At 52.1% G+C, this 25,387-nt stretch carries 16 protein-coding genes and 6 pseudogenes; 16 read left to right on the top strand and 6 right to left on the bottom strand.

Going from position 1 to position 25,387, the window contains the following annotated elements; translation table 11 throughout:
• Window positions 1–23: 23 nt before the first annotated feature.
• Window positions 24–1,029 (bottom strand): annotated as a pseudogene (locus MC50_RS29185) (ATP-binding cassette domain-containing protein).
• 499 nt (window positions 1,030–1,528) lie between these two features.
• On the opposite strand from MC50_RS29185, the gene hutU reads away from it, so the two are divergent.
• Genes hutU through hutG form a run of 4 tightly spaced genes read left to right on the top strand, consistent with a single transcriptional unit; the run spans window position 1,529 to window position 6,671 of the window.
• Complete coding sequence (hutU, locus tag MC50_RS28240; RefSeq protein ID WP_040118402.1) at window positions 1,529–3,205, top strand: urocanate hydratase; 1,677 nt, start codon at window positions 1,529–1,531, stop codon at window positions 3,203–3,205.
• A 52-nt stretch (window positions 3,206–3,257) separates the two neighbouring features.
• A complete protein-coding gene (locus MC50_RS28235) occupies window positions 3,258–4,649 on the top strand; it encodes a purine-cytosine permease family protein (RefSeq protein WP_004118873.1) in 1,392 nt (463 codons plus the stop codon).
• A gap of 11 nt (window positions 4,650–4,660) precedes the next feature.
• The gene (gene hutI, locus MC50_RS28230; protein ID WP_004118868.1) at window positions 4,661–5,869 is read left to right on the top strand and encodes an imidazolonepropionase; all 1,209 of its coding nucleotides are present in this window, start codon (window positions 4,661–4,663) and stop codon (window positions 5,867–5,869) included.
• Window positions 5,862–6,671 carry an N-formylglutamate deformylase gene (gene hutG, locus MC50_RS28225; RefSeq protein ID WP_004118865.1) on the top strand — a complete coding sequence of 270 codons (810 nt, stop codon included), beginning with the start codon at window positions 5,862–5,864 and terminating at the stop codon, window positions 6,669–6,671. Before hutI ends, hutG begins: the two co-directional genes overlap by 8 nt.
• Window positions 6,672–6,873: 202 nt before the next feature.
• Here the strand turns inward: hutG and MC50_RS28220 are convergent.
• Window positions 6,874–7,152: pseudogene (locus tag MC50_RS28220) on the bottom strand (IS3 family transposase); the annotation flags it as partial.
• Here MC50_RS28220 and MC50_RS28215 point away from each other — a divergent pair.
• The 4 genes and pseudogenes from MC50_RS28215 to MC50_RS28200 all read left to right on the top strand — a co-directional run.
• Window positions 7,141–8,538, top strand: a pseudogene (locus MC50_RS28215) (Tn3 family transposase); the annotation flags it as partial. The pseudogenes MC50_RS28220 and MC50_RS28215 sit on opposite strands and share 12 nt — an antisense overlap.
• 15 nt (window positions 8,539–8,553) lie before the next feature.
• Window positions 8,554–8,772, top strand: a pseudogene (locus MC50_RS28210) (DUF2726 domain-containing protein); the annotation flags it as partial.
• A 6-nt stretch (window positions 8,773–8,778) separates the two neighbouring features.
• Window positions 8,779–9,345 carry a phospholipase D family nuclease gene (locus MC50_RS28205; protein WP_051800686.1) on the top strand — a complete coding sequence of 189 codons (567 nt, stop codon included), beginning with the start codon at window positions 8,779–8,781 and terminating at the stop codon, window positions 9,343–9,345.
• A 140-nt stretch (window positions 9,346–9,485) separates the two neighbouring features.
• Window positions 9,486–9,755, top strand: a complete 270-nt coding sequence (locus MC50_RS28200) for a replication regulatory protein RepA (protein ID WP_040118434.1) — start codon at window positions 9,486–9,488, stop codon at window positions 9,753–9,755.
• Window positions 9,756–9,778: 23 nt separating this feature from the next.
• Here the strand turns inward: MC50_RS28200 and MC50_RS29330 are convergent.
• A pseudogene (locus MC50_RS29330) lies at window positions 9,779–9,892 on the bottom strand (replication protein RepA).
• A 78-nt stretch (window positions 9,893–9,970) separates the two neighbouring features.
• On the opposite strand from MC50_RS29330, the gene tap reads away from it, so the two are divergent.
• On the top strand, window positions 9,971–10,042 hold the full coding sequence (gene tap / locus MC50_RS29180; RefSeq protein ID WP_071887233.1) for a RepA leader peptide Tap: 72 nt from the start codon (window positions 9,971–9,973) through the stop codon (window positions 10,040–10,042).
• 58 nt (window positions 10,043–10,100) lie between these two features.
• A complete protein-coding gene (gene repA / locus MC50_RS28190; RefSeq protein WP_044348844.1) occupies window positions 10,101–10,907 on the top strand; it encodes an incFII family plasmid replication initiator RepA in 807 nt (268 codons plus the stop codon).
• A gap of 1,390 nt (window positions 10,908–12,297) precedes the next feature.
• Here repA and MC50_RS28180 read toward each other — a convergent pair.
• Window positions 12,298–18,189 carry a DUF3320 domain-containing protein gene (locus MC50_RS28180; protein ID WP_004118855.1) on the bottom strand — a complete coding sequence of 1,964 codons (5,892 nt, stop codon included), beginning with the start codon at window positions 18,187–18,189 and terminating at the stop codon, window positions 12,298–12,300.
• A gap of 712 nt (window positions 18,190–18,901) precedes the next feature.
• On the opposite strand from MC50_RS28180, the gene MC50_RS28175 reads away from it, so the two are divergent.
• The gene (locus tag MC50_RS28175; protein WP_001067855.1) at window positions 18,902–19,606 is read left to right on the top strand and encodes an IS6-like element IS26 family transposase; all 705 of its coding nucleotides are present in this window, start codon (window positions 18,902–18,904) and stop codon (window positions 19,604–19,606) included.
• Here MC50_RS28175 and MC50_RS28170 read toward each other — a convergent pair.
• The gene (locus MC50_RS28170; RefSeq protein ID WP_077255422.1) at window positions 19,552–20,340 is read right to left on the bottom strand and encodes a DUF6685 family protein; all 789 of its coding nucleotides are present in this window, start codon (window positions 20,338–20,340) and stop codon (window positions 19,552–19,554) included. The genes MC50_RS28175 and MC50_RS28170 overlap by 55 nt on opposite strands.
• Before the next feature lie 269 nt (window positions 20,341–20,609).
• On the opposite strand from MC50_RS28170, the gene MC50_RS28165 reads away from it, so the two are divergent.
• The 4 genes from MC50_RS28165 to MC50_RS29105 all read left to right on the top strand — a co-directional run bounded on the left by MC50_RS28165 (window position 20,610) and on the right by MC50_RS29105 (window position 23,196).
• Window positions 20,610–20,876, top strand: coding sequence for a type II toxin-antitoxin system TacA family antitoxin (locus MC50_RS28165; protein ID WP_003026799.1), 267 nt, complete (start codon window positions 20,610–20,612; stop codon window positions 20,874–20,876).
• Window positions 20,864–21,346 carry a GNAT family N-acetyltransferase gene (locus tag MC50_RS28160; protein ID WP_003026803.1) on the top strand — a complete coding sequence of 161 codons (483 nt, stop codon included), beginning with the start codon at window positions 20,864–20,866 and terminating at the stop codon, window positions 21,344–21,346. Before MC50_RS28165 ends, MC50_RS28160 begins: the two co-directional genes overlap by 13 nt.
• Before the next feature lie 211 nt (window positions 21,347–21,557).
• Window positions 21,558–22,904: an ISNCY family transposase gene (locus tag MC50_RS28155; protein WP_020314316.1), complete on the top strand. Its 1,347-nt coding sequence runs from the start codon at window positions 21,558–21,560 to the stop codon at window positions 22,902–22,904.
• A gap of 160 nt (window positions 22,905–23,064) precedes the next feature.
• Complete coding sequence (locus MC50_RS29105; protein ID WP_004218042.1) at window positions 23,065–23,196, top strand: hypothetical protein; 132 nt, start codon at window positions 23,065–23,067, stop codon at window positions 23,194–23,196.
• A 208-nt stretch (window positions 23,197–23,404) separates the two neighbouring features.
• Here the strand turns inward: MC50_RS29105 and MC50_RS28150 are convergent.
• Window positions 23,405–24,204 (bottom strand): annotated as a pseudogene (locus MC50_RS28150) (IS3 family transposase); the annotation flags it as partial.
• A 68-nt stretch (window positions 24,205–24,272) separates the two neighbouring features.
• Between MC50_RS28150 and MC50_RS28145 the strand changes: the two are divergent.
• Window positions 24,273–25,253 (top strand): IS5-like element ISKpn26 family transposase, encoded by a 981-nt coding sequence (locus tag MC50_RS28145; protein ID WP_000019473.1) that lies wholly within the window; start codon window positions 24,273–24,275, stop codon window positions 25,251–25,253.
• Window positions 25,254–25,387: the final 134 nt, after the last annotated feature.

Below are 25,387 nucleotides of genomic sequence, written 5' to 3'. Positions count from 1 at the left end.
CTGCGCCCATAGCCAATCGAATCTCATGCTCCCTCCTTGCGCGTGGATTTACACATGTCGAGTACTTGATCGAGGTGGATGGTCCCCTGCGGGATTTGCCGTTCATCGACGATCACGGCCCGGTGGTTGGGCGAGCTCAGTGCAGCGTCCAGTAAATGGCGCAACGGGCTCCCTTGCTGGTGGAACGTCGCCCCCAGATTGATGTTGTCGTGGGTAATTGCTGTTGCCGGCTGATGGGTGTCGAACCAGCCAAACGCTTTGCCGTTTTGGGTAACCAGCAGCCAGCGGTCGATGGTCATCTCATTGGCCTGCTCGAAGGAACAGTCCAGCTCGGCATAGGGCTAGTTGCGTAACCCGGTTTCTGTGTCGGAGGCGTGGAAACTCAGTTTGCGATAGCCTCTGTCTTTGCCGATAAAGTCCGACACAAAGGCGTTTTGCGGCGTATTGAGCAGTTCGCCAGGAGAGGCCATCTGCGCCAGCTTGCCGCCAGGTTTAAGTACCGCGACCAGGTCGCCGAGCTTCATGGCTTCATCAATATCGTGAGTGACCATAATGATGGTTTTGCTCACCTCTTTCTGAATACACAAAAACTTTTCCTGCAGCTGTTCGCGGACCACCGGGTCGACCGCGCTGAACGGTTCGTCCATCAACATAAACTCCGGGTCTGCCGCCAGGGCGCGGGCAACGCCCACGCGCTGCTGCTGGCCTCCGGAAAGCTGTCAGCGGAAGGTTTGGCGATTTGCGGATCCAGACCGACGACTTCCAGTAATTCCCCCGGCTCTGGCTTTACTTTTAGTGGCGCAGTCGCACGATATCCATTTGCTCGGTTACTGGAACCGTTATCGGGCCAAATCCTGCATAACGATTCCAGTAACCGGTTAATTATCCGCAACAAGGTGGTTTTCCACAGCCCGAAGGGCCGACAAATACCCTAATATTGCCACACTGTGCTACCAGGCTAAGGCCATTTACTTCGATCGAACCGTTGTCGTAGTGCTCAGCCACATTCTGGAAGGTAATCGTCTTCACGCGTCTGATTGTTGTGTGTGGTGTTCCCGAGTGCAGGGGAGTCACGCGACAAAATTCTGCTATAGGTAATCTTGTATGTACAATAAAAACGCTTGCGTCAGTACCAGTGAAATACGCAACAAGATGGTTATTTAGTGATTTAAAACAATTCATTAGTGTATTTTTCCGTTATAGGGTACTGCCGTTTATGGCGAGATAAGAAGTCATGACGAGATAGAAAATGCACTGGTGTTATCTTTTTGTGATGTTTTGGTGCACAAAAATAAGGCAGAGAGCTGTATTTTTGCACCATAATGGCACATCACCACAGTGTGTTCACGATGGTATAGCGCAGGATGCCTCTCTGATTTAATGTTAACTTGCTGTATTTTATGGGTTTTATAAATTTATTACTAACCTGGCACTCAATATGCTTATCATGTATACACAACTAAGCCGTAAAAAATAAAATTTACGATTAAGTAGCATATGACAGGTTACAGATAAGAAGGTAAAGCGCATGAGTAAACAAGCAACCCGTTTTCGCGATATTGAAATCAGAGCCCCGCGAGGCACTAAGCTGAACGCAAAAAGTTGGTTCACAGAGGCGCCGCTGCGCATGCTGATGAACAACCTGGATCCCGATGTCGCCGAAAATCCAAAAGAGCTGGTGGTGTACGGCGGTATTGGCCGGGCGGCCCGCAACTGGGAATGCTACGACAAGATCGTGGAGACCCTGAAGCAGCTCAATGATGATGAAACGCTGCTGATCCAGTCCGGTAAACCGGTGGGGGTTTTCAAAACCCACGACAATGCCCCGCGGGTGCTGATCGCCAACTCGAACCTCGTGCCGCACTGGGCAAACTGGGAGCACTTCAACGAGCTTGATGCAAAAGGTCTGGCGATGTACGGGCAAATGACGGCCGGCTCATGGATCTACATCGGAAGCCAGGGCATTGTTCAGGGCACTTACGAAACGTTTGTGGAAGCCGGGCGCCAGCACTATAACGGTAGCCTGCGCGGACGCTGGGTGCTGACTGCGGGTCTGGGGGGGATGGGCGGCGCCCAGCCGCTGGCCGCAACCCTGGCGGGAGCCTGTTCGCTGAATATTGAATGCCAGCAGTCGCGTATCGACTTCCGTCTGCGTACCGGCTATGTCGATGAGCAGGCGAGCGACCTGGATGACGCCCTGACCCGCATTGCCCGCTATACCGCAAAAGGAGAAGCGGTATCCATCGCGCTGCATGGCAACGCGGCGGAAATTTTACCGGAGCTGGTAAGACGCGGCGTGCGCCCGGACATGGTGACCGACCAGACCAGCGCACACGATCCCCTCAACGGTTATCTGCCGCTGGGCATGAGCTGGGAAGACTACCGCGCACGCGCGCAGTCCCACCCGGTGGAGACGATCCACGCGGCGAAAGCCTCAATGGCCGAACACGTTAAAGCCATGCTCGCCTTCCAGCAGCAGGAGATTCCCACCTTCGATTACGGCAACAACATCCGCCAGATGGCGAAAGAGATGGGGGTGGAAAACGCTTTTGACTTCCCAGGCTTTGTTCCCGCCTATATTCGTCCGCTGTTTTGCCGGGGTATTGGCCCATTCCGCTGGGCGGCGCTTTCCGGCGATCCGCAGGATATCTACCGCACCGACGCGAAAGTTAAAGAGCTGATCCCCGACGACGAACACCTCCACCACTGGCTGGATATGGCCAGAGAGCGCATCAGCTTCCAGGGGCTGCCGGCCCGCATCTGCTGGGTCGGCTTGGGGCAGCGCGCCCGTCTGGGCCTGGCGTTTAACGAAATGGTCCGCAGCGGCGAGCTGTCGGCGCCAATCGTGATCGGCCGCGATCATCTTGACTCCGGCTCCGTTGCCAGCCCTAACCGCGAAACGGAAGCGATGCAGGACGGCTCCGACGCGGTATCCGACTGGCCATTGCTGAACGCGCTGCTGAATACCGCCAGTGGCGCGACCTGGGTTTCCCTGCACCATGGCGGCGGCGTAGGGATGGGCTTCTCCCAGCACTCCGGCGTCGTCATTGTCTGCGACGGCAGCGATGCAGCGGCGGAACGTATTGCCCGGGTGCTGAGCAACGATCCGGCCACCGGTGTGATGCGCCATGCGGATGCGGGTTATGACATCGCGATTGAATGCGCCAGAGAGCAAGGACTTAACCTGCCAATGATTGCGGATTAATTTCTCCGGCGAAGGGGGCAATGTATCCCCTTCGCCTCACCGGAGTGCAGCCATGAATAATAACAACACAACATACATCGAAACACGTTCTATTGAACCCATCCCTGACGGTGAACGCCACGGTAGCATTTTTAGCCAGTTCACCCTGTGGCTGGGGGCTAACCTGCAAATTACCGCCATGGTCACTGGCGCATTAACGATTGTATTCGGCGGGGATGTTTTCTGGTCGCTGGCCGGTCTTATGCTGGGGCAGATTGCCGGTGGGATTGTGATGGCATTGCATGCCGCGCAAGGGCCGCAGCTGGGGATACCACAGATGATCAGCAGCCGGGTACAGTTCGGCGTCTACGGCGCCTGCCTGCCGATTCTGCTGGTCTGCCTGATGTACCTTGGCTTTATCGCCACCGGGGCGGTGCTGTCCGGCCAGGCGATCTCAGCGGTTTTCCATACTACGGAAACCAGCGGCATTCTGCTTTTTGCTGCCGCCACGCTGGTTATCGCCTACGTCGGCTATCGGTTGATCCACCTGTTGGGTAAGCTGGCAAGCCTGGTGGGGATTATCGCGTTTATCTACCTGCTGTGGAAAATCAGTGCCTTTCCGGCTATTGGCGACCTGCTGAGTATCCGACCCTTTAGCTGGAGTACGTTTTTAACCGCCACCGGCCTTGCGGCTTCCTGGCAGATCACCTTTGGCCCCTATGTTGCCGATTATTCCCGCTATCTGCCGCGCAGCACCTCTCCCGGGAAGGTCTTTTTCGCCGTCGGGAGCGGTTCGGTGATTGGCGCGCAAATCGCCATGACCGTCGGGGTGCTGGCTGCCGCTCTCTCTCAGGGAAAACTGGTCGGTCATGAGGTGGACTATATCGTCGGCCTGGGCGGCACCGGCGCGATTGCCACGCTGTTATATCTGAGCATCGCGTTTGGTAAACTGACGATCAATACCCTGAATGCCTACGGCAGCCTGATGTGCCTGGCGACGGTGTACAGCTGCGGGAAGCAGCGAGTGCGCGTAAGCCAGTCGGTACGTCTGCTGGTGTTGGCGATGATTATTACCCTGGCGACCGCTATCGCGATTATCGGGCAACACTCTTTCCTGTCGGCGTTTAAATCCTTCCTGTTGTTCCTGTTGACTTTCTTTACACCGTGGAGCGCGATTAACCTGGTGGATTACTATTTTTTCAACCATCAGGCGATAGACATGGAGGCGCTGAACGATCCGAACGGGAAATATCGGGCGTGGAATGTGACGGGGCTCGGGGTTTATCTCGTTGGAGTGGCGGTACAGACGCCGTTTATTGATAGTGGATTCTATTCCGGCCCATTCGTGAAGATGCTGGGCGGTATCGATATCTCCTGGCTCATTGGGCTGGCGCTTCCGGCGGGGCTCTACTATGTCCTGCGCAAAGCGCCGTCCGCGGCGGCTGTCGCCGCCATCAGTCGTTAAAGGAGAGCGTCATGTATACCCTTTGGCACCACTGCCGGATCGCCACCATGGCCGCAGGGCATTATCAGTTGCTTAACGATGGCGCGATGCTGACCGACGGCGCAGTGCTGTTATGGGTCGGGAACCGGGCAGAAATGCCGGACTTGCCCGTTGCGCAGCAGGTGGATTTGCAGGGCAGGGTGGTCACGCCGGGACTGGTGGATTGTCATAGCCACGCAGTGTTTGGCGGCGACCGGGCCCGGGAATTTGAAATGCGTCTCAACGGGGCGAGCTATGCGGAGATCGCGGCCGGCGGCGGTGGGATCGCCAGTACAGTCAACGCCACGCGACAGGCCAGCGAAAGCCAGTTGCTGGAGAGCGCGCGGCAGCGTATCCGGGAGCTGTGCCGGGACGGCGTAACGGCGCTGGAGATCAAATCCGGCTACGGCCTGGATCTGGCTAACGAACGTAAAATGCTGCGGGTGATCCGCCGTTTAGGCGACATAGTGCCGCTGACCGTGCGCAGTACCTGCCTGGCGGCCCATGCGGTGCCCGTCGAGTATCAGGAGCGGGCGGATGCCTGGATTGACTATATTTGCGAACGACTGCTGCCGGAACTGCATCAGGAAGGGCTGGTGGATGCGGTGGATGCGTTCTGCGAACACCTGGCATTTTCGCCCTCGCAAGTGGAGCGGGTCTTTCAGAAAGCCCGGGAACTGGGGTTGCCAGTGAAGCTCCATGCTGAACAGCTAACGCTACAGCATGGGGCGGCGTTGGCCGCTCGCTACCATGCGCTGTCGGCGGATCATCTGGAATATTTGTGCGAAGAAGATGTCGCCGTAATGGCACGCCATGGGACGGTGGCGGTGCTGCTGCCGGGCGCCTATTACTTCCTGCGTGAGAAACAGCTACCGCCGCTGGATCTGCTGCGTCAGTACAGGGTGCCGATTGCCCTCGCCAGCGATTTAAATCCCGGCACCTCGCCGGTGTTGTCCCTGCGTCTGATGATGAATATGGCCTGTACGCTATTCCGCATGACGCCGGAAGAGGCGTTGGCTGGCGTGACGCTTAACGGCGCGAAGGCGCTGGGGCTGGATACAGTTTGCGGTTCTCTGGAAGCCGGAAAAGAGGCCAGCTTCGTGGCGTGGGATATCGCTCATCCGGCGGAGCTAAGCTACTGGCTGGGAGGCTCCCTTTCGAAACAGGTGATTTATCAAGGTAAGGAGGTTTATTGTGATTAAGGCGTTTGATTTGCGGCAGGGGAACCTGCCCCTGCTGGTCAGTATGCCCCATCCGGGAACGTTATTAACCCCCGAAGTCGACCAGGGACTCACGCCGAGGGCGAAGCGTCTGGAAGATACCGACTGGCATGTTCCCTTGCTCTATAAGACCATCGCGGACATGGGGGCCAGCACGTTATGCGCCCGCTATTCCCGCTATGTGGTGGATATCAATCGCCCGGCGGATGATAAACCGCTTTACAGCACGGCGACAACCGGGCTGTTTACCGATATCTTTTTTGACGGCGAAGCCCTGTTCGTGCCGGGCGGTGCGCCTGACGCGGCGGCGAAGGACGCGATCCTAAAACAGGTCTGGCAGCCTTATCACCAGGCGCTTGCCGCTGAACTGGCACGCCTGCGTGAGAAATTTGGCTATGCGCTGTTGTGGGATGCACACTCGATCAAATCCGTGGTGCCGCGCTTGTTTGAAGGGCGCCTGCCGGATCTGAACTTTGGTACGGCGGACGGCGCCAGCTGTTCGACGCAGCTCAGCCAGGCGCTGCTGGCAAGCTGCAGTGCGTTCCCGCAGTATAGCCGGATACTCAATGGCCGCTTTAAAGGCGGATATATCACCCGTCACTATGGCGATCCCGTCAACCATATTCATGCAGTTCAGCTAGAAATGGCCCAGTGCTGCTATATGGATGAGGAGAGCTTTGCTTATCTTCCGGAGAAAGGGCTGCAGGCGCAACAACTGCTGGAGAGGTTGATTAATACTGCGTTGCAGTGGGGACGAGAGGAGTACGGCAAGCCCGGAATGTGAACACGTATATTGAAAAGCCGAAGACACAATCACACGAAAACACCAAAATAGACGAAAGCGATAAGGAAGGGAAGTGCTGACACAACGATCGCTTAGCCTTAATGCTGAAGCAGGATTCTCCCATGAAGGAACTGACCCCATACAGCTTGACAGTTATAATCAGCCAATGGACTGACCCCACGACAATAGACAAATTCTGTCCTCACGACGAGGCCTGCTCGAAGGCCTCCGGACTGACGCCGCCGAGATGACTGTGGCGCCGGGCCCGGTTGTAGAACACTTCAATGTAATCGAAGATATCCGCCCGGGCCAGATCCCGGGTTTTATAGATGCGTTTTCTGATCCGTTCTTTTTTGAGTGAACTGAAGAACGATTCTGCCACTGCATTATCCCAGCAGTTCCCGCGACGGCTCATGCTTGGCGCCAGATTGTTGGCCCGGCAGAAGCGCTGCCAGTCGTCACTGCCGTACTGGCTGCCCTTGGTGAGCTGCCCGATGTCGAAATATCTGACAGGGGAGTAAAAGTCTCTCCGCTGGATAACTGCGTCCCGGTACAGGTTTCACCGCTGGCAGAGCTGGTTTACAGCATGCTACCGCGCCCTAAAATCACGGAAATTCTCGATGAGGTAAACAGCTGGACGGCGTTTACCCGACATTTTTCGCATATAAAAAATGACATTACCCGTCCCGATACCCGCCAGCTCCTCACCACCATCCTTGCGGATGGCATCAATCTTGGCCTGACCAAAATGGCGGAAGCCTGCCCCGGAAGCACCAAATCATCACTGGAAGATATCCAGGCATGGTACATCCGCGACGAAACCTATTCAGCCGCCCTCGCAGAGCTGGTAAACGCGCAGGGGAAAAGACCACTGGCGGCATTCTGGGGAGACGGGACAACGTCATCATCAGATGGACAGAATTTCAGAACAGGCAGCTCAGGCCGCTACGCAGGGCAGGTTAACCCGAAATATGGGCAAGAGCCTGGACGTCAGTTTTATACCCATATTTCGGATCAATACAGCCCGTTTTACACCTGCATAATCAGCCGGGTCAGGGATTCAACCCATGTGCTCGATGGCTTGCTGTACCACGAAAGCGACCTGGAAATCAGGGAGCATTACACCGATACCGCTGGTTTCACCGATCATGTCTTTGCCCTGATGCATCTGCTGGGATTTGCGTTCTGTCCGCGGATCAGGGATCTCCACGACAAAAAGCTGTTTATCAAAGGGAAAGCAGACCAATACCCGGCGCTTCAGTCACTGATATCAACGACCAGCCTGAATCTGAAAGAGATCGAAATTCACTGGCGTGAAGTACTTCGTCTGGCCACTTCAATAAAGCAGGGAACCGTGACGGCATCCCTGATGTTGAAAAAGCTTGCCAGCTACCCCAAACAAAACGGACTTGCCAAAGCACTGAGGGAAATTGGTCGTCTTGAACGAACTCTGTTTATGCTCGACTGGTTCCGCGATCCGGCACTTCGTCGGCGGGTACAGGCGGGACTGAATAAAGGAGAAGCCCGTAACGCGCTGGCGCGTGCGGTATTCCTACACCGGCTGGGTGAAATCAGGGACAGAAAACCGGAAAATCAGAGCTATCGCGCCAGTGGACTGACGCTGCTGACGGCTGCCATATCCCTGTGGAATACCGTCTATATGGAAAGAGCGGTCGATGCCCTGAAGCGCAAAGGGGTGAAGATCAACGAGCAACTGCTGTCGCATTTGTCCCCGTTAGGCTGGGAACACATCAATCTGACAGGCGATTATAAATGGAAAAGCAACCGGATACCGGCTTCCGGTAAGTTTCGTCGGCTGAGACCAGCTAAAGTCGAAAGGTCAAAAAATAGCCTTAACGTACAATAATTTTCGATATCCAAGCTGACCCCTATCACGACCTTTGCCATTGTGGCCGCTGTCGAACTGGATGATGCCTCGCACCTGAAAAAACATCGGGTACGCCGGGATATTCTGCTGGAAGAGGTACTTCGCCAGGCCGGCATTCCGCTGTTGCGGGAGCGGGATTCAGAGAAACTGGTCAGGTGTGTGAGGGATTTTCTGAAGCACCGACACGACATCACTGAATGTCATCAGGAGTGAAATCGTATGAGTATAGAAAAAAGAACGACCCGTCAAACCCCAGCCAGCCGGTGGTGGTTGCCCGGACTGCTCAGTCTGGCGCTTTACACGCCAGTGCCGGCAGTCAACGCCGCGTCCATCGAGACCGGCTTTTCCCCGGAAGGAACGGCCCTGCAGCTGGTCCTGAAGACCATCGATTCAGCGCAGCAGGAAATCCGCCTGATGGGATACTCCTTCACGTCGCCGGAGGTGACTCGCTCGCTTATTGCGGCAAAACGGCGTGGAGTGGATATCAGGGTAGTACTGGACCAGAAGGCGAATACCGGGAAAGCCAGTGTGGCCGCCATGAACGTGCTGGTCAGCGCGGGTATCCCTGTCCGCACCGTCGACGTATATACGATCCTTCATGACAAAGTGATCGTCGCAGACAAACGCAATACCGAGGTCGGCTCTTTCAATTTCAGTCGGGCTGCGGACCGTTCGAATTCAGAGAATGTGCTGGTCGTGTGGGATGACCCGGTTGTCGCCCACAGTTACCTGAACCACTGGGCATCCCGCTGGGCACAGGGAACGGACTGGCAGAGTACGTACTGAAAATCGTTACGTTTTTTAACCTGAACTTCGCGCCAACGGAGATTAGGTTATATAACAAAAAATAACATAGCCACTCGCCGCATCAGGCCAGCTGTAGTATCTTTGTTCAGGTATTTAGTTAAATGCTTGAGGAGGCAGAGATGTCACAGGCCATAAACGCAGTTACTTCCTCATCTAAACGCCCCTACAGAAAAGGGAAACCACTTTCTGCTGCAGAACGGCAGCAGAAGGCTGTTGCGCGTAAAAAAACGACGCACAAAGAGGTGAGGGTGTTTGTGCGCGATTCACTTAAAAATCAGCTTCAAATCATGTGTGAGAGTGAAGGAATTACTCAGGCAGAAATGATTGAAAGGCTTATTGAAATGGAGTCCGCGAAGCTTGGAATTGATGTAACGACGTCACATTCTTGATCCATCCGGCTTTGAGTGCTAGATTACTGATCGTTTAGAGATTTCTGGCTGGCCACGCCGCAAGGTGGCAGGGAACTGGTTCGGATGGGGAATTTACCTGGAACCAGAAAAGCAAAAACCCCGATAATCTTCTTCATTCTTGGCGGAGCGAAAAGATTAACGGGGCCTTTCAAAACTGCATAGAAGCTGTTGCTCTATGCAGGGAGTATAGATTCATGCTCAGAAAAGTTCAAGACCTTCTGTGCTCACTCCTTCCGTGCAACATAAGCGCAGGAAGCGGTGGCTGACCAGAATTCAGAAAACTCATTTCATTACGTTCAGGTTAAAAATGCCGAGCCGCGTTATATGGCGCGTGAAGGCAAAAAGACACTGCCGTTCTGTCGTAAGCTGATGGCCAAAGCCGAAGGCTTCACCGCTACCTTTGATTTTTCAATCCATGTTGCCTTTGCCCGCTCACTGGGTAAGCGCCGCCGCATGCCTCCTATACTGCGTCGACGTGCAATTGACGCGCTCCTGCAGGCAATGTGCTTCCATTATGATCCGCTGGCCAATCGCGTGCAGCGCTCGATTACCAATATGGCCATCGAGTGCGGGCTGGCCACGGAATCCGCAAGTGGCAATCTCTCTATCTCGCGGGCGACCCGTGCGCTGCGCTTTATGTCCGAGTTGGGCCTGATCACCTACACCACGGAATATGACCCGCAGATTGGCTGTAACATCCCGACCGACATGACGTTCACGCCGGCTCTTTTTCAGGCTCTGGATGTGTCAGATGTCGCTGTCGTGGCCGCGCGTCGTAGCCGTGTGGAGTGGGAAAACAAACAGCGTAAAAAGCAGAGCCTGCCACAACTGGAAATGGACGAGCTGATCGCTAAATCCTGGCGTTTTGTACGCGAGCGTTTTCGTAGCTACCAGGCTGAGCGTAAATCACATGGCCAGAAGCGAGCGACAGCTCGCCGGGATGCTTCACGCCAGCGTAAGGATATAGAGACGCGCGTTCGTCAGCAGCTGACCCGTGAATATGCCACCGGCCGCTTCAGAGGCGATCATGACGCGCTGAAGCGTGAGGTGGAGCGACGTGTGACGGAACGAATGCTGATATCCCGGGGCAATAACTATACCCGCCTGGCGCCGTACCCCGAGCCCATATAAACCTCCCACTTTTTTATCCGGCCGACGCCGGAGACTTTCGCTCGCCCGTCTTCTGCAGTTGCCTGATTTCTGACCATTCCTGTAACAGCCACCACGGCCACCTCCTAATTTTTCCTTTTCGTGGATGAAATTTCAGGTCTCCGGCCCCGGTTTTTTGACCGGATTTTACTTATACACATTTAACTGCAAGGGAACTATTCACAAGGCTACACCCGATACGTTTCCTGGGTGCCCGTCGAAAGAATTACAGACCGCGTGGTTCCCTTTAAATACCTGCTCTGTACTTCTTTTAAAGATCTGAATCTCTTTCATCTCAAAGGAAAACCTGTTCGCCGTCTGTCCTGTGGACAGTCTCAATGAGGCCTTCGCTGGCAGCGGTCGCAAACGCCCGCGCCGCTCAGAATCGAGAAGTACCTCCCGCCGGCAAGCGGCGGGCACAGCACCAGCAAGCACTTTAGTTACAGCATTCAATTAACCATTTAAACAAACCTCCGGCGCCGTCCTGCAACACTGAGCCCCTCTCAGACCACTATTCAGTTCCGTGCACAGCGGTAACTACATAACTCATCCCACCACTGAAAAGCGCCGCCGCCCCCGGCCGAAGGCCGGGGAAAGACATCGCTTTTAATGATGAGTGTTGTAACTATTTATTCTTCATCGCTGTAAGTCGTGCTGCTGTAATCCCGGGGTATACGCTCGTAAGCGCCTGACGGCACTAACGCGGAGATACGCCCCGACTGCGGCTGTCGCCTTGTCGGGTCCACTCCGACCGCGTACAGAGGCTTCTGTGATGTTTTAAGCGGGTATGGCTTTGCCAGCTACCGTGTTAAGTTCCCTGGTGTCGCTGAAATAACTGAAGAACATCCCCCTAAGCGTCAGCAGCAAGCTGCCGCCGCTAAGGCCCCGGAAATCACGCCCTTTACGTCGTAAACGCCGTAAAGCCCGCTCACCGGGGTTAAAAGGGATTACTTTTACTTCTTCATTGCTGTAAGCGGGTTAAGGCTAATCAGGGCAGGGGGTAGGGTGGCAGAGTTTATAGCCAGGTAACCGGCTACGCCGGGCTTTCGGCGCCATTTGACTCCACAGACACATGTAACCTCATCTGGCGCCTCCATGCCGCTGACGCGGCATCCAGAAGTTTCCCGATGCTGTAAGTCTTAACGTCTGCTTTGTGCCAAAAGCGGAAGTAACTAACAGCAGTCTGTGTGAAAATACGGGGAGCAGGTTAGTACTCCTTAATTACGCCCAACTGGTCGATGTTGGTGATGTGGAAAACCACGATAAGAGGTGTCAGAAATCGACTTTAATACATCCGGTCTCAAAATGGTCGATTAAGACTCTATATTTCAGACTATTAGTCTCTAAAAGTGGTTTTCCACACGGTTGACCTTCAAACAACATTAAGTATTGATTCAATCCTTTTTTTTGCCTGACTGGTCAGGCGCTTAATTCCAAGCGAGCGGGTCATTTCCTGTATCTTATTGTCACCTTTAATACTCAGCGCCAGTGCGCGCAATTCCTCACTAGGGATCGCGTCAACCTGGCGAATGTCGTTATCCGTGGCAGGCAAACGAAACGCATTCCAGTCAGCACGTTGCTCAGCGGACAGCCAGACGAAGTTTTCACCTGAGTGATCGGCTGCAAGGTGATAGTGTTGATCCACAATTTCCATTACGCGTTCACGTATCAGTCTGCCAGCGCGAGTGAAGCCGTGTATACGTGCGATGCGTTGCACAAGCGTTGTATCCAGAACGGGTGATTCACTTGTTACCACCGCTTCAATGAGGGTTTTAAGTGTCTCATCATATTCAGCGATATAGAATTGTTCTGCATCTGTCCTGTCGTGCCATTCCTGAAGATCGTTAACGACATACTTACCGGCATGCGCTGGCTTGTTGTTATTCTGAGAAGCTGTAGATGCATACTTCAACTCAGTGCCACCATCATCTTCGCTTACTTCGGCGGGAGGCGTGATGATAGGGTTTACTGACGTGGATATTTCTTCATCATTAGCGACAGGTGTAATTTCAGATACCAGTATGTCTTCACTGGCATCATTGGTTACGTGACCGATGACTGGCGTAATCTGCTTTTGTTTTTCTGCTTCAGCAATCAGTGCGGCTTCCGCTGCTCTGGATTCCTCCAGCAGGCGATTTATTGCTGTATCCAGCCTGTCGAGTGCACCTTCTTTATCAATCCACCATTCAGTTGACCAGAGGCGCAGTAATTTCCAGCCCAGGCCCTGTAGGATAGCGCTGCGGACTTTATCGCGATCGCGTGCTGTTGCTGCGCTATGGTAAGTGGCACCGTCACATTCAACACCGACAAGATAGTCGCCAGGCTTATCCGGATGAACGATCCCCAAATCAATACGGAAACGGGATACGCCAATTTGCGGGACAACATGCCAGCCTTTTCTCCTCAGACCATTTGCTACTGCCTCTTCAAACGGTGAGTCATAACCGCCTACAGACCCACGTACTGCCTGAGAAAGAGCTTCAGGGCCGCGCTGGGCAAACTCAATAAAGTGTTTGAGGTCAGCAACCGCGCGGGCGCTGGTCCGATTAAGGTCGATGAAGGAAGGATCGAACGAGCTGAAGACCATCATTTCCTGTCGCGCACGTGTGACGGCAACATTCAGCCGGCGCCAGCCTCCCTCGCGATTAAGCGGGCCAAAATTCATCGACATTGTATTTGCGCCCGGCTCAGTCGGGCCGTACCCGATGCTAATTATGATCAAATCGCGTTCATCCCCCTGAACCGTTTCGAGGTTTTTAACCACAACAGGTTCTTCCAGTTCAGACTGGAAGAAGGGTTCAATTTCAGGGTGATGCTGTCTGGCACGGTCCAGCAGATCGCTGACTAGCTTTTGCTGTTCAGTATTCAGCGTGATAATGCCTATCGATCTGCCTGATGCAACGAACTCTTTATCAGTCAGTCGCTTCACCGTTTCAGCGACGATCGCTTCTGCCTCGACCTGATTATGACGTCCTTTCCCTTTAGAGTAGACGCCTGTAACCTTGCACCACTGGACAGCACTTTGCTTTGTTTCGGAAGCGGGGAACGTAATCAGGTTGCTGTCATAGTAGCGATGGTTGGAGAAGGTAATCAGGCTTTCATGACGGCTCCGGTAATGCCAGCTCAGGCTGTGGTTATACAGGCCGGCAGCAAGACACTCATCCAGAATGCTTTCCATATCTTCTTCAGTATCATCGTCCGTGTCATTAGCTGCACGATTAAAGAAGCTGGTTGGCGGCATCTGGCGGGGATCACCGGCGATTACCACCTGTTTGCCACGCGCCATGGTGCCGATAGCATCCCACGGGGCAATCTGTGATGCCTCATCGAAAATCACCAGATCAAACAAGGCTTGGTCGGAGGGCAGGAACTGGGCGACTGAAAGCGGACTCATCAGCATGCAGGGGGCAAGTTTGGCCATGGCATCGCCCATTTCGGCTGCCATCTGGCGTACCGGTTTATGACGACGGGATTTCTGTAGTTCATGTTTAAGCAGTGCAAAACCACTCTGCTTGCTGACCTCATTTTTTGCAGGAATGACGCCACATAAACGAGCACGGATATAGCGTACTGTCAGTTTGGCCAGACGATCGGTTTGAGCACGGTAAGCCTCAATATCACTCATGTGCTCAGCCGGCACAAAATTGTGCAGCAGCGGCTCTGAATCGATCATCCACGATGCAAACCAGCGGCAATAGGCAGTTTCAAAAATCTCTGCAGCGCTTATTTCTCCTGAGTTAAGATGGATCAGCGCGTTGATCACTGGCTGCAGGCCATGTGAAATCGCTTCCTCACGTACACGGCTCCAGTCACTCCAGGCTTTAAGAGCAGACTGATGTTGCAGGATATTGAGTGCGCAGTCACGCAGTGCCGGGAGCGATGGTTTGTCCTCAGCTGGTTTTATCAGATTGCAGAAGCTAACCTGTGCATCATTGAAATTGGCGATTGCTGTGCGCAGTTTCCGAGTCAGGGCGGAGATAACACCCTGCGAACCGAGAAGGTCATTGGCATCAATAATCAGATTTTTTACAGCAGTGCGGATCTCGACCAACTGCTGTGGCGAAGAAGCAAAACCACCAAGCGAATTGCGGATAGATTCTGCAAGTTCCAGGGTGGTCTGCAACTGTGCAACGTTGGTATCCAGCCCAGCCCATCCCGGCAGGGATAAAGTGACAGAGTTAAGCTCGGTCAGACGTTGCAGCAATGTCTGCAGAGTTTCAGCAATGGGGAGATCAACGGATAAGTCGGGAGCTGACGTTAGCGAGTATTGTCGGATAACTTCACCAATGACTTTCTTGCGGGCACTGGTCGCAAAGAACCAGAATTTTTTGTCAGCGACGTCAAGTACGTTTCTGATCTGCGGAGCATTAACGTACTGCCAGCTGTTACCAGGGTAGGTAACTGACAGATTAGCCTTTGTCACTTCAATCTCTTTCAGGAGGTGAACGGCTTTATTCGCTGACTCTATACGGCTTGTGGCATCCGGTGCGAACATGAAATTCAGATCAATGCCGTAAGCTTCCGTCAATAATTCACAGAATGAAGTTAGTTGCGACAGTCTCTCGGGCTCAGTAGAGTCCAGAGTAACTCCCGTCGCCTTCAGTAATTCCTCGGTGGCGTTTTCAAGGTGATCGATGATTGCAGGCAATGAATTTGCTGCAGCAATGAGAGAAGACTGCCACCCATTGGTCCAGTCAGCCTGCGTGATGAGGTCAAAATGATCGCCGTGCTGTTTCCAGGTATCACGGTTCAGCTCCAGACGTTTTACTATCTCTCTGAACTGAGTCATCTCTGAAGAAGAATGCAAAGTCGATGCAGGCCAGCTAAAGTGCGGCGTGGCGCTACTTGCATCCCTGATAACCGTGCCCATTGCCTGATGGAGCGTTAAGCCATTTGGCCAGCGCAGATGGAGCAAACGGACAACCTCATTGAGTTTGTCTCGCAGGTGCTGCACCTTGGCCGCTTCTTCCTTCCACTCCGAGGTAGTCAGTAGATCACGCGCATCCCATGCCCGCTCTAGCTGTTTCAGAAAATCCATCTTGGACGTTTTGCTCGAGTGCAGTTCCAGACAAAATTCACCGAGTCCCTGAGCCTCAAGCCTGCGATAGACCACATCCAGTGCCGCTTTCTTCTCAGCAACAAAAAGTACGCGCCTTCCCAGCGCAAGATTATGCGCGATCATATTGGCTATGGTTTGCGACTTACCGGTACCGGGGGGGCCATCCAGAACAAAATCCCTCCCTTTTGCAGAGGCTACAACGGCGGCGATTTGCGAGGAATCTGCAGGCAGCGGTAGGAAAAGATCCTGCGTATTGACGTTGTCATCGAGTTCCTCAACGTTGATGACTTCTCCGCTCTTATCCAGAACGGCATTGTCCTGGCCGCGTTCGATGAGATACTTTACCAGCGCACTTTGCATCAACTGAGGTGCCCGATCGATTAGATCTTTCCACATCAGATATTTGGCAAAAGAGAATGTGCCAATCACGACATCACGGGTGACTTCGAAACCGGGTATGTCGCGCACAGCACGCCGTACCATATTCCAGATGCCATCCACATCAACACCACTTTCATCGGTGGGCAGATCGCCATCGAGGCCGTTAATTGTCAGAGCAAAGTCATTATGTAGCAGTTCAAGCAGAGTAAGGTTGAAGCGGGGCTCTTCTTCCAGCAAACGCATGGACACGCCCGAAAGTACACTTTTACGGTCAAGCTGAATCGGCAGTAGTATCAGTGGAGCTGAGTAACTTTTGGGATCATCAGCGGATTTTTTCCATTTAAGGAAGCCCACAGCGAGGAAAAGAGTGTTGGCACCACCTTCCTCCAAATCACTTTTCGATTTTCGATAGAGGTCGATTAGGGATGACTCGAGGCGGTATTTTTCCATTGCGGAGACGACTTCACCGCGTTCCAGCGCAATCTGGGCGTATTCTTCCCGCAGGTTCTCGTTTGTGAGCTGCTGATAAAGTTCGGCATCGCGGCCTCCACTCTCTAGATCAGGGAGCGGGACAATGCGAATGCGTTTGCCTTCAGCTAGCTTATCTTCAAGATGGCCAGGATTCGCACAGATCAAACGAATGCCTTTAGCGCTTTCAGGCAGGTGTAACAGGCGGTTACGGGTGGTTAAGTCCAGAAGTTTTCGTTGCCATTGTACAAGCCGGCCCCCAGCTTCTTTTTCGCCAGCTGTTTCAATATCAATGTCAACATCAGGGAGAGAGGGAGCGTCCTCAAACCCATGAGAAATAACCTCCTCAGCATCAGGCTGTCCTTCAAGGCGAGTGACACCCAGAGCCAGTGGCCGAATTTTCTGCATCCGCGCGCGACGCGAATCAATGGCTGCGTGAAAAACATCCTCGTTAAGATACTTTAACGCTTCATCAGATGCCTGAGTAAATGAAGGCGGGTGGGCTCTGGTCGCGAGAGTTGTCTCAAATACGACCATTTCTTTTAGGTCGACACGTTTGCGCACCGCAGAGACGTCTTCTGTCACTAGCTGCGAAAATTCCTGTGGTTGTAACCAGACGCCAGCAAACGCATGACCTTCACTGAGCATTAGCAGTGAATTCAAACCAATCTGTTCCAGTGCTGAAGCAAATAATAAGGTTGTATCCAGACAGGTCGCGACTTTTCCTTCCAGAATGATGCCTGGTGTGCGAATTTTCTGGCCATTCCGTTCAAAGCTGGCTGGGGGAAGGGCATAACTGATATTGAGGTTGCAGACAGCAGTCCAGAGAGCTGAGGTAATTTCCCAGACACGAGTTCTCGACTTGCTTTCATAACCATCAAGAGCGTCATTCTTGCCTGCACGGCGAAGGACATCAGAGGCTGCCTTGAGTACACGATCTACCGCCGGATCATTAGGAATGATAAATGAAGGGAGCAATTCAATCATTGCGCTGCCGCCCCATTCATTTTTCGCAAGTGCCTCAAGCGAATAATGAGTAATGAAGATTTCTTCCTCACCCTGGCACAAACTTATGGTGACTTCGCAGAGTACGCTTTCGGTCAGTTCGGCGAGCCATTTGGCATTAAGTTTGACATCCCGATCCCTGATATCCAGTGAAGTACCGGGAAGCAGGCGGTCGATATTCCATTTTTTATCTTCGAGCACGGCTGGCGCGGTCCGCAGATGCAGCGTCAGATCCTGAAATGTCTCTTCGGACTCATTATGCAAGATGAGCTCACGTAACAGCGGAACTGCATTCTGGTGTGATGTGAACCCCAGCTTGTGCGCGATACTCACCTGCGCTTTTATACCCATGAAACTAGTTCTCCTTAAGAGGAAATCACTCAAATATGCACAGTAGTGCTGACGACAGGAGACGCATTGAACAGGCAGAAAGCATCAGCAATTTGATTGCTCTGGCGGCGAGTATCAGAACAGGCGCGCAAGTACAGAAAGCATCATTCGCGGATTAGGTTGGGGGCGAAAGGTAGTGATTGTAAAAATCAATGCACGCTTCCTCTACCGTCAAGAGGTCGTCCCTAAGAATCATCTTAGTATTTTGCTAACATTAAAGTATAACGCGAACTTGATCTATAGATTAGGTCAGCCCAGTAATCTGAGGTGGGATAGCAATTTCAGAAAGATTTATGTTTTTGATAAATATATTTTTTTCTTTCATCCCTCGATTCACTTGTAACGATGAACAACAAAAAAAACAAGAAAAGATGATGTTCGATATAATATTTTGAAAAATTCCTGGATAACAATTGAATATATCTCTTGACCTGTTCCCTGTTGTTGAACAAGGCACTATTTTAATCATACCTTTGTCAAACTGTGAACTTCCGCTATTCGCTCATAACGGACTGCGCTCACTTATTGCAGTGAGCGTTACCTTGTGTTTAATGCCAGCCTGGTATAGTCAGGTTGACAGTACCGGTTTCAGGTCTTCGTCATTAAAAACGGCACTGTTGCAAATAGTCGGTGGTGATAAACTTATCATCCCCTTTTGCTGATGGAGCTGCACATGAACCCATTCAAAGGCCGGCATTTTCAGCGTGACATCATTCTGTGGGCCGTACGCTGGTACTGCAAATACGGCATCAGTTACCGTGAGCTGCAGGAGATGCTGGCTGAACGCGGAGTGAATGTCGATCACTCCACGATTTACCGCTGGGTTCAGCGTTATGCGCCTGAAATGGAAAAACGGCTGCGCTGGTACTGGCGTAACCCTTCCGATCTTTGCCCGTGGCACATGGATGAAACCTACGTGAAGGTCAATGGCCGCTGGGCGTATCTGTACCGGGCCGTCGACAGCCGGGGCCGCACTGTCGATTTTTATCTCTCCTCCCGTCGTAACAGCAAAGCTGCATACCGGTTTCTGGGTAAAATCCTCAACAACGTGAAGAAGTGGCAGATCCCGCGATTCATCAACACGGATAAAGCGCCCGCCTATGGTCGCGCGCTTGCTCTGCTCAAACGCGAAGGCCGGTGCCCGTCTGACGTTGAACACCGACAGATTAAGTACCGGAACAACGTGATTGAATGCGATCATGGCAAACTGAAACGGATAATCGGCGCCACGCTGGGATTTAAATCCATGAAGACGGCTTACGCTACCATCAAAGGTATTGAGGTGATGCGTGCACTACGCAAAGGCCAGGCCTCAGCATTTTATTATGGTGATCCCCTGGGCGAAATGCGCCTGGTAAGCAGAGTTTTTGAAATGTAAGGCCTTTGAATAAGACAAAAGGCTGCCTCATCGCTAACTTTGCAACAGTGCCCCAGGAACAAATCCCACTGCGCCGTCAGCTGCCGTATTTTTTGCGGATTTATACTATAGGTGTTCAACTGGCCTGTCAGAGAAACCGGCTGACTCAACTGTGTTGCCAGGAAACGGGCTGCTGCAAAATGGTGGGCGCCGTCGACATTGTTCCAGTAAAGCCGGGCAGGCATCCAGGTAAACTGGCTGAATACCATCTCTGACAGCCGTAAGCCGTGGTGGCTGAGATTACGGTTTAACCGATCTCTGGTCAGTGGTATTGCCAATTCCTGGCAACACTGCTGCGCAAACGCATCCAGGCTGGAGAGCTCCTGGTCACAATCACTCGATGCACTCAGTCCCCCAACGGCCGTAATATCACAACAAAAACTTTCTGAGGTCTCGCTGTTTATCAGCCCATCCAGCTGAGGAATATGGCGCTGGAGGTAATCATAATCACCGTCGTGGCCGAGACGCAGGTAGCGAATACAGTGTTTTTCGTATTCGAGCCAGGTTTGCCAACAAACCACGGAACGCAGCCAGAACGTGTTCCGCAGTTGCGGGTGACTCACTGGCAAAATCCCGTTGTTTAGGCGACGGCGCAATGTGGCCGGATATCCCAGCGAATTTAGCAAGTCATCCAGGATGCCGTGGAGGATTTTACGCCACAGGGGCGGTGAGCTGCTTATTTCATCATCCATCATATCAATGATCCCAATTCAGTTCAGTTGCAACTGACCAACAGTTGTTGCTGGCCACCACAACCAGACTACCGCAGAAAAATTTAGGCCGAAGGGCCTCCAGACTCTAAAAGAAACTTTTAGAGAAATTTATTTTTGGGCATCATGAAATTCATGTAACTAACTGATATTTAACATAAAACGCATTATCGGTACTTTGAAGTGTATAGCATTTGCTATACGTTCGTGTTGTGTTATTCTTGTATATCAATTGCTATACAAGAGAGGTGTGTATGAAATCAGATGTTCAACTCAACCTAAGAGCTAAAGAGTCTCAGAGAGCACTCATCGATGCTGCTGCAGAGATCCTTCATAAATCGCGAACCGACTTTATCCTGGAGATGGCCTGCAAGGCTGCGGAGAATGTGATCCTTGATCGCCGTGTTTTCAATTTTAACGACGAACAGTATGCAGAGTTCATCGATATGCTCGATGCACCAGTCGAGGATGAGCCCGCCATTAATAAACTACTGGCAAGGAAACCTCAGTGGGACGTATAACCACGCCCGAGCCGTTATCCAGCTCTCATCAGCTGGCTGAGTTCGTCAGTGGAGAGACAGTCCTCGATGAATGGCTAAAACAGAGAGGTTTAAAAAATCAAGCTCTTGGCGCTGCCCGAACGTTCGTTGTTTGCAAGACGGGTACGAAGCAAGTAGCTGGTTTTTACTCTTTGGCCACCGGTAGCGTTAACCATACGGAAGCGACAGGTAGTCTTCGGCGTAACATGCCAGATCCTATACCGGTGATTATACTCGCTCGCCTGGCGGTAGATGTCTCATTGCACGGAAAAGGGGTTGGCGCCGATTTACTCCACGATGCAGTTCTACGGTGTTATCGCGTAGCTGAGAACATTGGGGTTCGTGCGATAATGGTTCATGCGCTTACTGAAGAAGCCAAAGGTTTCTATGCTCACCATGGATTTAAGGCATCACAAACTCATGAGAGGACTCTGTTTCTAAAGCTTCCATGACTGGTTGCTGGAATGGGAAAGTAGCTGGTTACCGTCTTAACATATTGATTTTTATGCTATTTATTTTAATATTTAACATAATCTTTGTTATGCGCACCTGTATTGTAACTCCAATATTCTGATGTCACTTTTAACCCATTTAGTGATGTCACTTTTTCTGGCATAAAGGATCCAATCCTCAGGCCATGGAGACATCAGGATGCTTGTGACCATGTCAGATAAAGAACTCAGTCGGATCAACATCATTCAGTCAGTTGTTGAAAAGCGCATGCGCCGTCGCGACGCTGCTCATCAGCTTGCTTTGACCGAACGTCAGACACAGCGTTTGATGAACCGCTTTCGTGAATCTGGTGCTGCAGGTCTGGCAAACCTTCGACGAGGACGCCCCGGTAATCACAGACTTCCTGAGTCACTGAAGCTGCGTGTACTTTCTTTACTTCACGATCATTACAGCGACTTTGGACCAACGCTGGCCGCAGAAAAATTGCGCGAACGCCATAACATCACGGTGTCTGTTGAAACACTGAGAAAATGGATGACGGCTGATGGACTCTGGGTCCCATACTCACGTCGCAGGCCACGTGTTCATCAACCCAGATACCGGCGTGACTGCCTTGGAGAACTTGTTCAGATCGATGGTTCCCCGCATGACTGGTTTGAAGGACGTGCCCCCAAATGCTGCCTGCTCGTCTTCATTGATGATGCTACTGGGCGCCTGATGCACCTCCGTTTCGGCGAGACTGAATCAGCCTTTGATTACATGATGGCCACCCGCGCGTATCTTGAACAGCATGGCAAACCACTGGCGTTCTACAGCGATAAGCACGGCATTTTCAGGGTCAATAATGGTGGCACTACCACAACTGGAATCACTCAGTTCGGCCGGGTGCTTTCCGAACTGGGGATCGAGTTGATATGCGCCAACAGCCCGCAAGCTAAAGGTCGCGTTGAGCGCGCAAACCAGACTCTTCAGGATCGACTTATCAAAGAAATGCGGCTTGAAGGCATCAGCAGCATCGAGGATGCCAATGCCTGGCTGGATTCCTTCATTATTGACTTCAATCGTCGTTTTGCCAGACCAGCAAAATATCCCAAAGACCTGCATCGACCGGTGCTTGAAAGCTCTGAAGATCTGGATGATATCTTTGCTTGGCAGGAATCACGAAAACTCTCGAAAACACTGACTTTCCGTTACGATAAGATGATATATCTCGTTGAACCTACGGAAGAAAATACCAGAATTGCAGGTGAAAAAATCACAGTTTACGACTACCCAAATGGTACGCTGGCGTTTAAATATGGCTACCGATCACTCAATTATCAGGTCTTCGATAAACTGGAATGCATCGACCAGGGGCAAATCGTTGATAACAAACGGCTCGGTGCTGTACTGAAACTGGCTCAGGACAAGATGGATGAATTGGATCGAGAGGGAAAGCGAGATAGGAGTAAAAAAATGCCCAAACGACGTGCACAAGCCCGGGTTCAGGAGCAACTCAGAGCCATCAACCCCGTACTGGCTAATCCTGAAGAGTTCCGAGCCAGTCTGAAACGCTAGCCCCCTGCTCTGTTCTGTTTTTTTACCTTTAGCAGTGTGATGGAGTGCAAGCTTCTGAAAACACGTCAGTTGGTTTTATAACCATGAACCCTCATTTCATATTTGGCATTACTGCCACAGTTCGTAAATATGAATCTGTTTGTCACTCAAGGAGATTTTTATGGGTATTAAACCTGGCCCAAAGCCGATTGCTGAATCAACTGGCAAAGAAGATAAAAGAAGGCGTGTCACTCCGGAAAACAAGCCAAAGCATCCCGGACTGAAGGAACACGACCATAAAAAAGGGGAATAACAGCTTATTGGTATAGCCTCTCATCACAGGCATGGACGTCATTCATGCCTGCTTTCCTCTGACATAAACCAACTTCTCTCTCTTCACATCTCTTAAGGTGACATTTCTAACTGGCTGAATTTGGTGACATTTTAAGCTTGCAATAACATGTATTGTAGGGGCTCAATGCTAATGTCTATTAGGGGGCTGCGGATGTTTTCCTGGACTGTTATGTTATGATCCCAAGATGCTGCCGGTACTTCACAGGACTCATTGCACCTAATGATAGCTTGATACGTTTCTCGTTATACCAGCGTATGTACCTGTCCAGGAAGCAGATAAATTTTTCCAGCGTGATACCCGCCCAGTCTCTGCCATAGAACATTTCGTTTTTGATACGCCCGAAGAAGCCTTCACACGCAGCATTATCCGACGAGCATCCTTTGCGCGACATGGACCTTATAAGTCCGGAGGTGTTGATACGCTCGAGCCAGCCCGGCCACCGGTAATGGCCACCACGATCGCTGTGTATCACTGGTTTATCATGTTCGTTGAGCGTATCGAGTGCGTCATCGAGCATCGTATTCACCAGCGTCGCGTCCGGGCGTGTTCCTATCGACCAGCTTACAACCAGGCCATCAAAGCAGTCGATAACCGGCGACAGATAGACTTTTCCAGCCGGAAGCTGGAACTCCGTAATATCGGTCAGCCACTTCTCATTTGGCCTGCAGGAACTAAAATCCCGGGCGAGTAAATTTTCCGGTGCCGGGCCGATTTCGCCACAGTAAGAGTTGTATCGTCGTCGCCTGGTGCGCTTAACAACGAGCTGCTCTTCTGCCATCAGTCTGCGGACAACCTTTTCAGAAATAACCCTGTTGTTACCGCGAAGCATCGCGTGAAGGCGCCGATAGTCGTAACAGCGGTAATTCTCCTCAAAGATATCGGCCATGATCACGCGTATTTCCGCATACTTATCGTACAGACGTTTTGGTAAAAATAACAGCTGCGGGCAAGTTGCAGAACGCTTAGGGAAGGTGCGAACAAGTTCCTGATATGAGATCATCATATTCATCCGGAGCGCATCCCAGAGGGACATCATGAGCCATCAACTCACCTTCGCCGATAGTGAATTCAGCACTAAGCGCCGTCAGACCCGAAAAGAGATTTTCCTCTCCCGCATGGAGCAGATTCTGCCATGGCAAAACATGGTGGAAGTCATCGAGCCGTTTTATCCCAAGGCGGGCAATGGCCGACGGCCCTATCCGCTGGAGACCATGCTGCGTATTCACTGCATGCAGCATTGGTACAACCTGAGCGACGGTGCCATGGAAGATGCCCTGTACGAAATCGCCTCCATGCGCCTGTTTGCCCGATTATCCCTGGATAGCGCCCTGCCGGATCGCACCACCATCATGAATTTCCGCCACCTGCTCGAGCAGCATCAACTGGCCCGTCAATTGTTCAAGACCATCAATCGCTGGCTGGCCGAAGCAGGCGTCATGATGACCCAAGGCACTTTGGTGGATGCCACCATCATTGAGGCACCCAGCTCTACCAAGAACAAAGAGCAGCAACGCGATCCGGAGATGCATCAGACCAAGAAAGGCAATCAGTGGCACTTTGGCATGAAGGCCCACATTGGTGTCGATGCCAAGAGTGGCCTGACCCACAGCCTAGTCACCACCGCGGCCAACGAGCATGACCTCAATCAGCTGGGTAATCTGCTTCATGGAGAGGAGCAATTTGTCTCAGCCGATGCCGGCTACCAAGGAGCGCCACAGCGCGAGGAGCTGGCCGAGGTGGATGTGGACTGGCTGATCGCCGAGCGTCCCGGCAAGGTAAAAACCTTGAAGCAGCATCCGCGCAAGAACAAAACGGCCATCAACATCGAATACATGAAAGCCAGCATCCGTGCCAGGGTGGAGCACCCGTTTCGCATCATCAAGCGGCAGTTCGGCTTCGTGAAAGCCAGATACAAAGGGCTGCTGAAAAACGATAACCAACTGGCGATGTTATTCACCCTGGCCAACCTGTTTCGGGTGGACCAAATGATACGTCAGTGGGAGAGATCTCAGTAAAAACCGGAAATAACGCCAGAAATGGTGGAAAAAATAGCCTAAATAGGCTGATTCGATGTGTTTGCGGGAAAAAAATCGGCCCAGATCCGCGAAATTTTAATCAGCGAGTCAGCTTGGGAAGAAATGACCTGCTT

This window comes from Klebsiella planticola (genome assembly GCF_000783935.2).
Lineage (GTDB): Bacteria > Pseudomonadota > Gammaproteobacteria > Enterobacterales > Enterobacteriaceae > Klebsiella > Klebsiella planticola.
The sequence above is the reverse complement of the archived record's forward strand: the minus strand, read 5'-3'. Positions and strand labels throughout refer to the sequence as shown.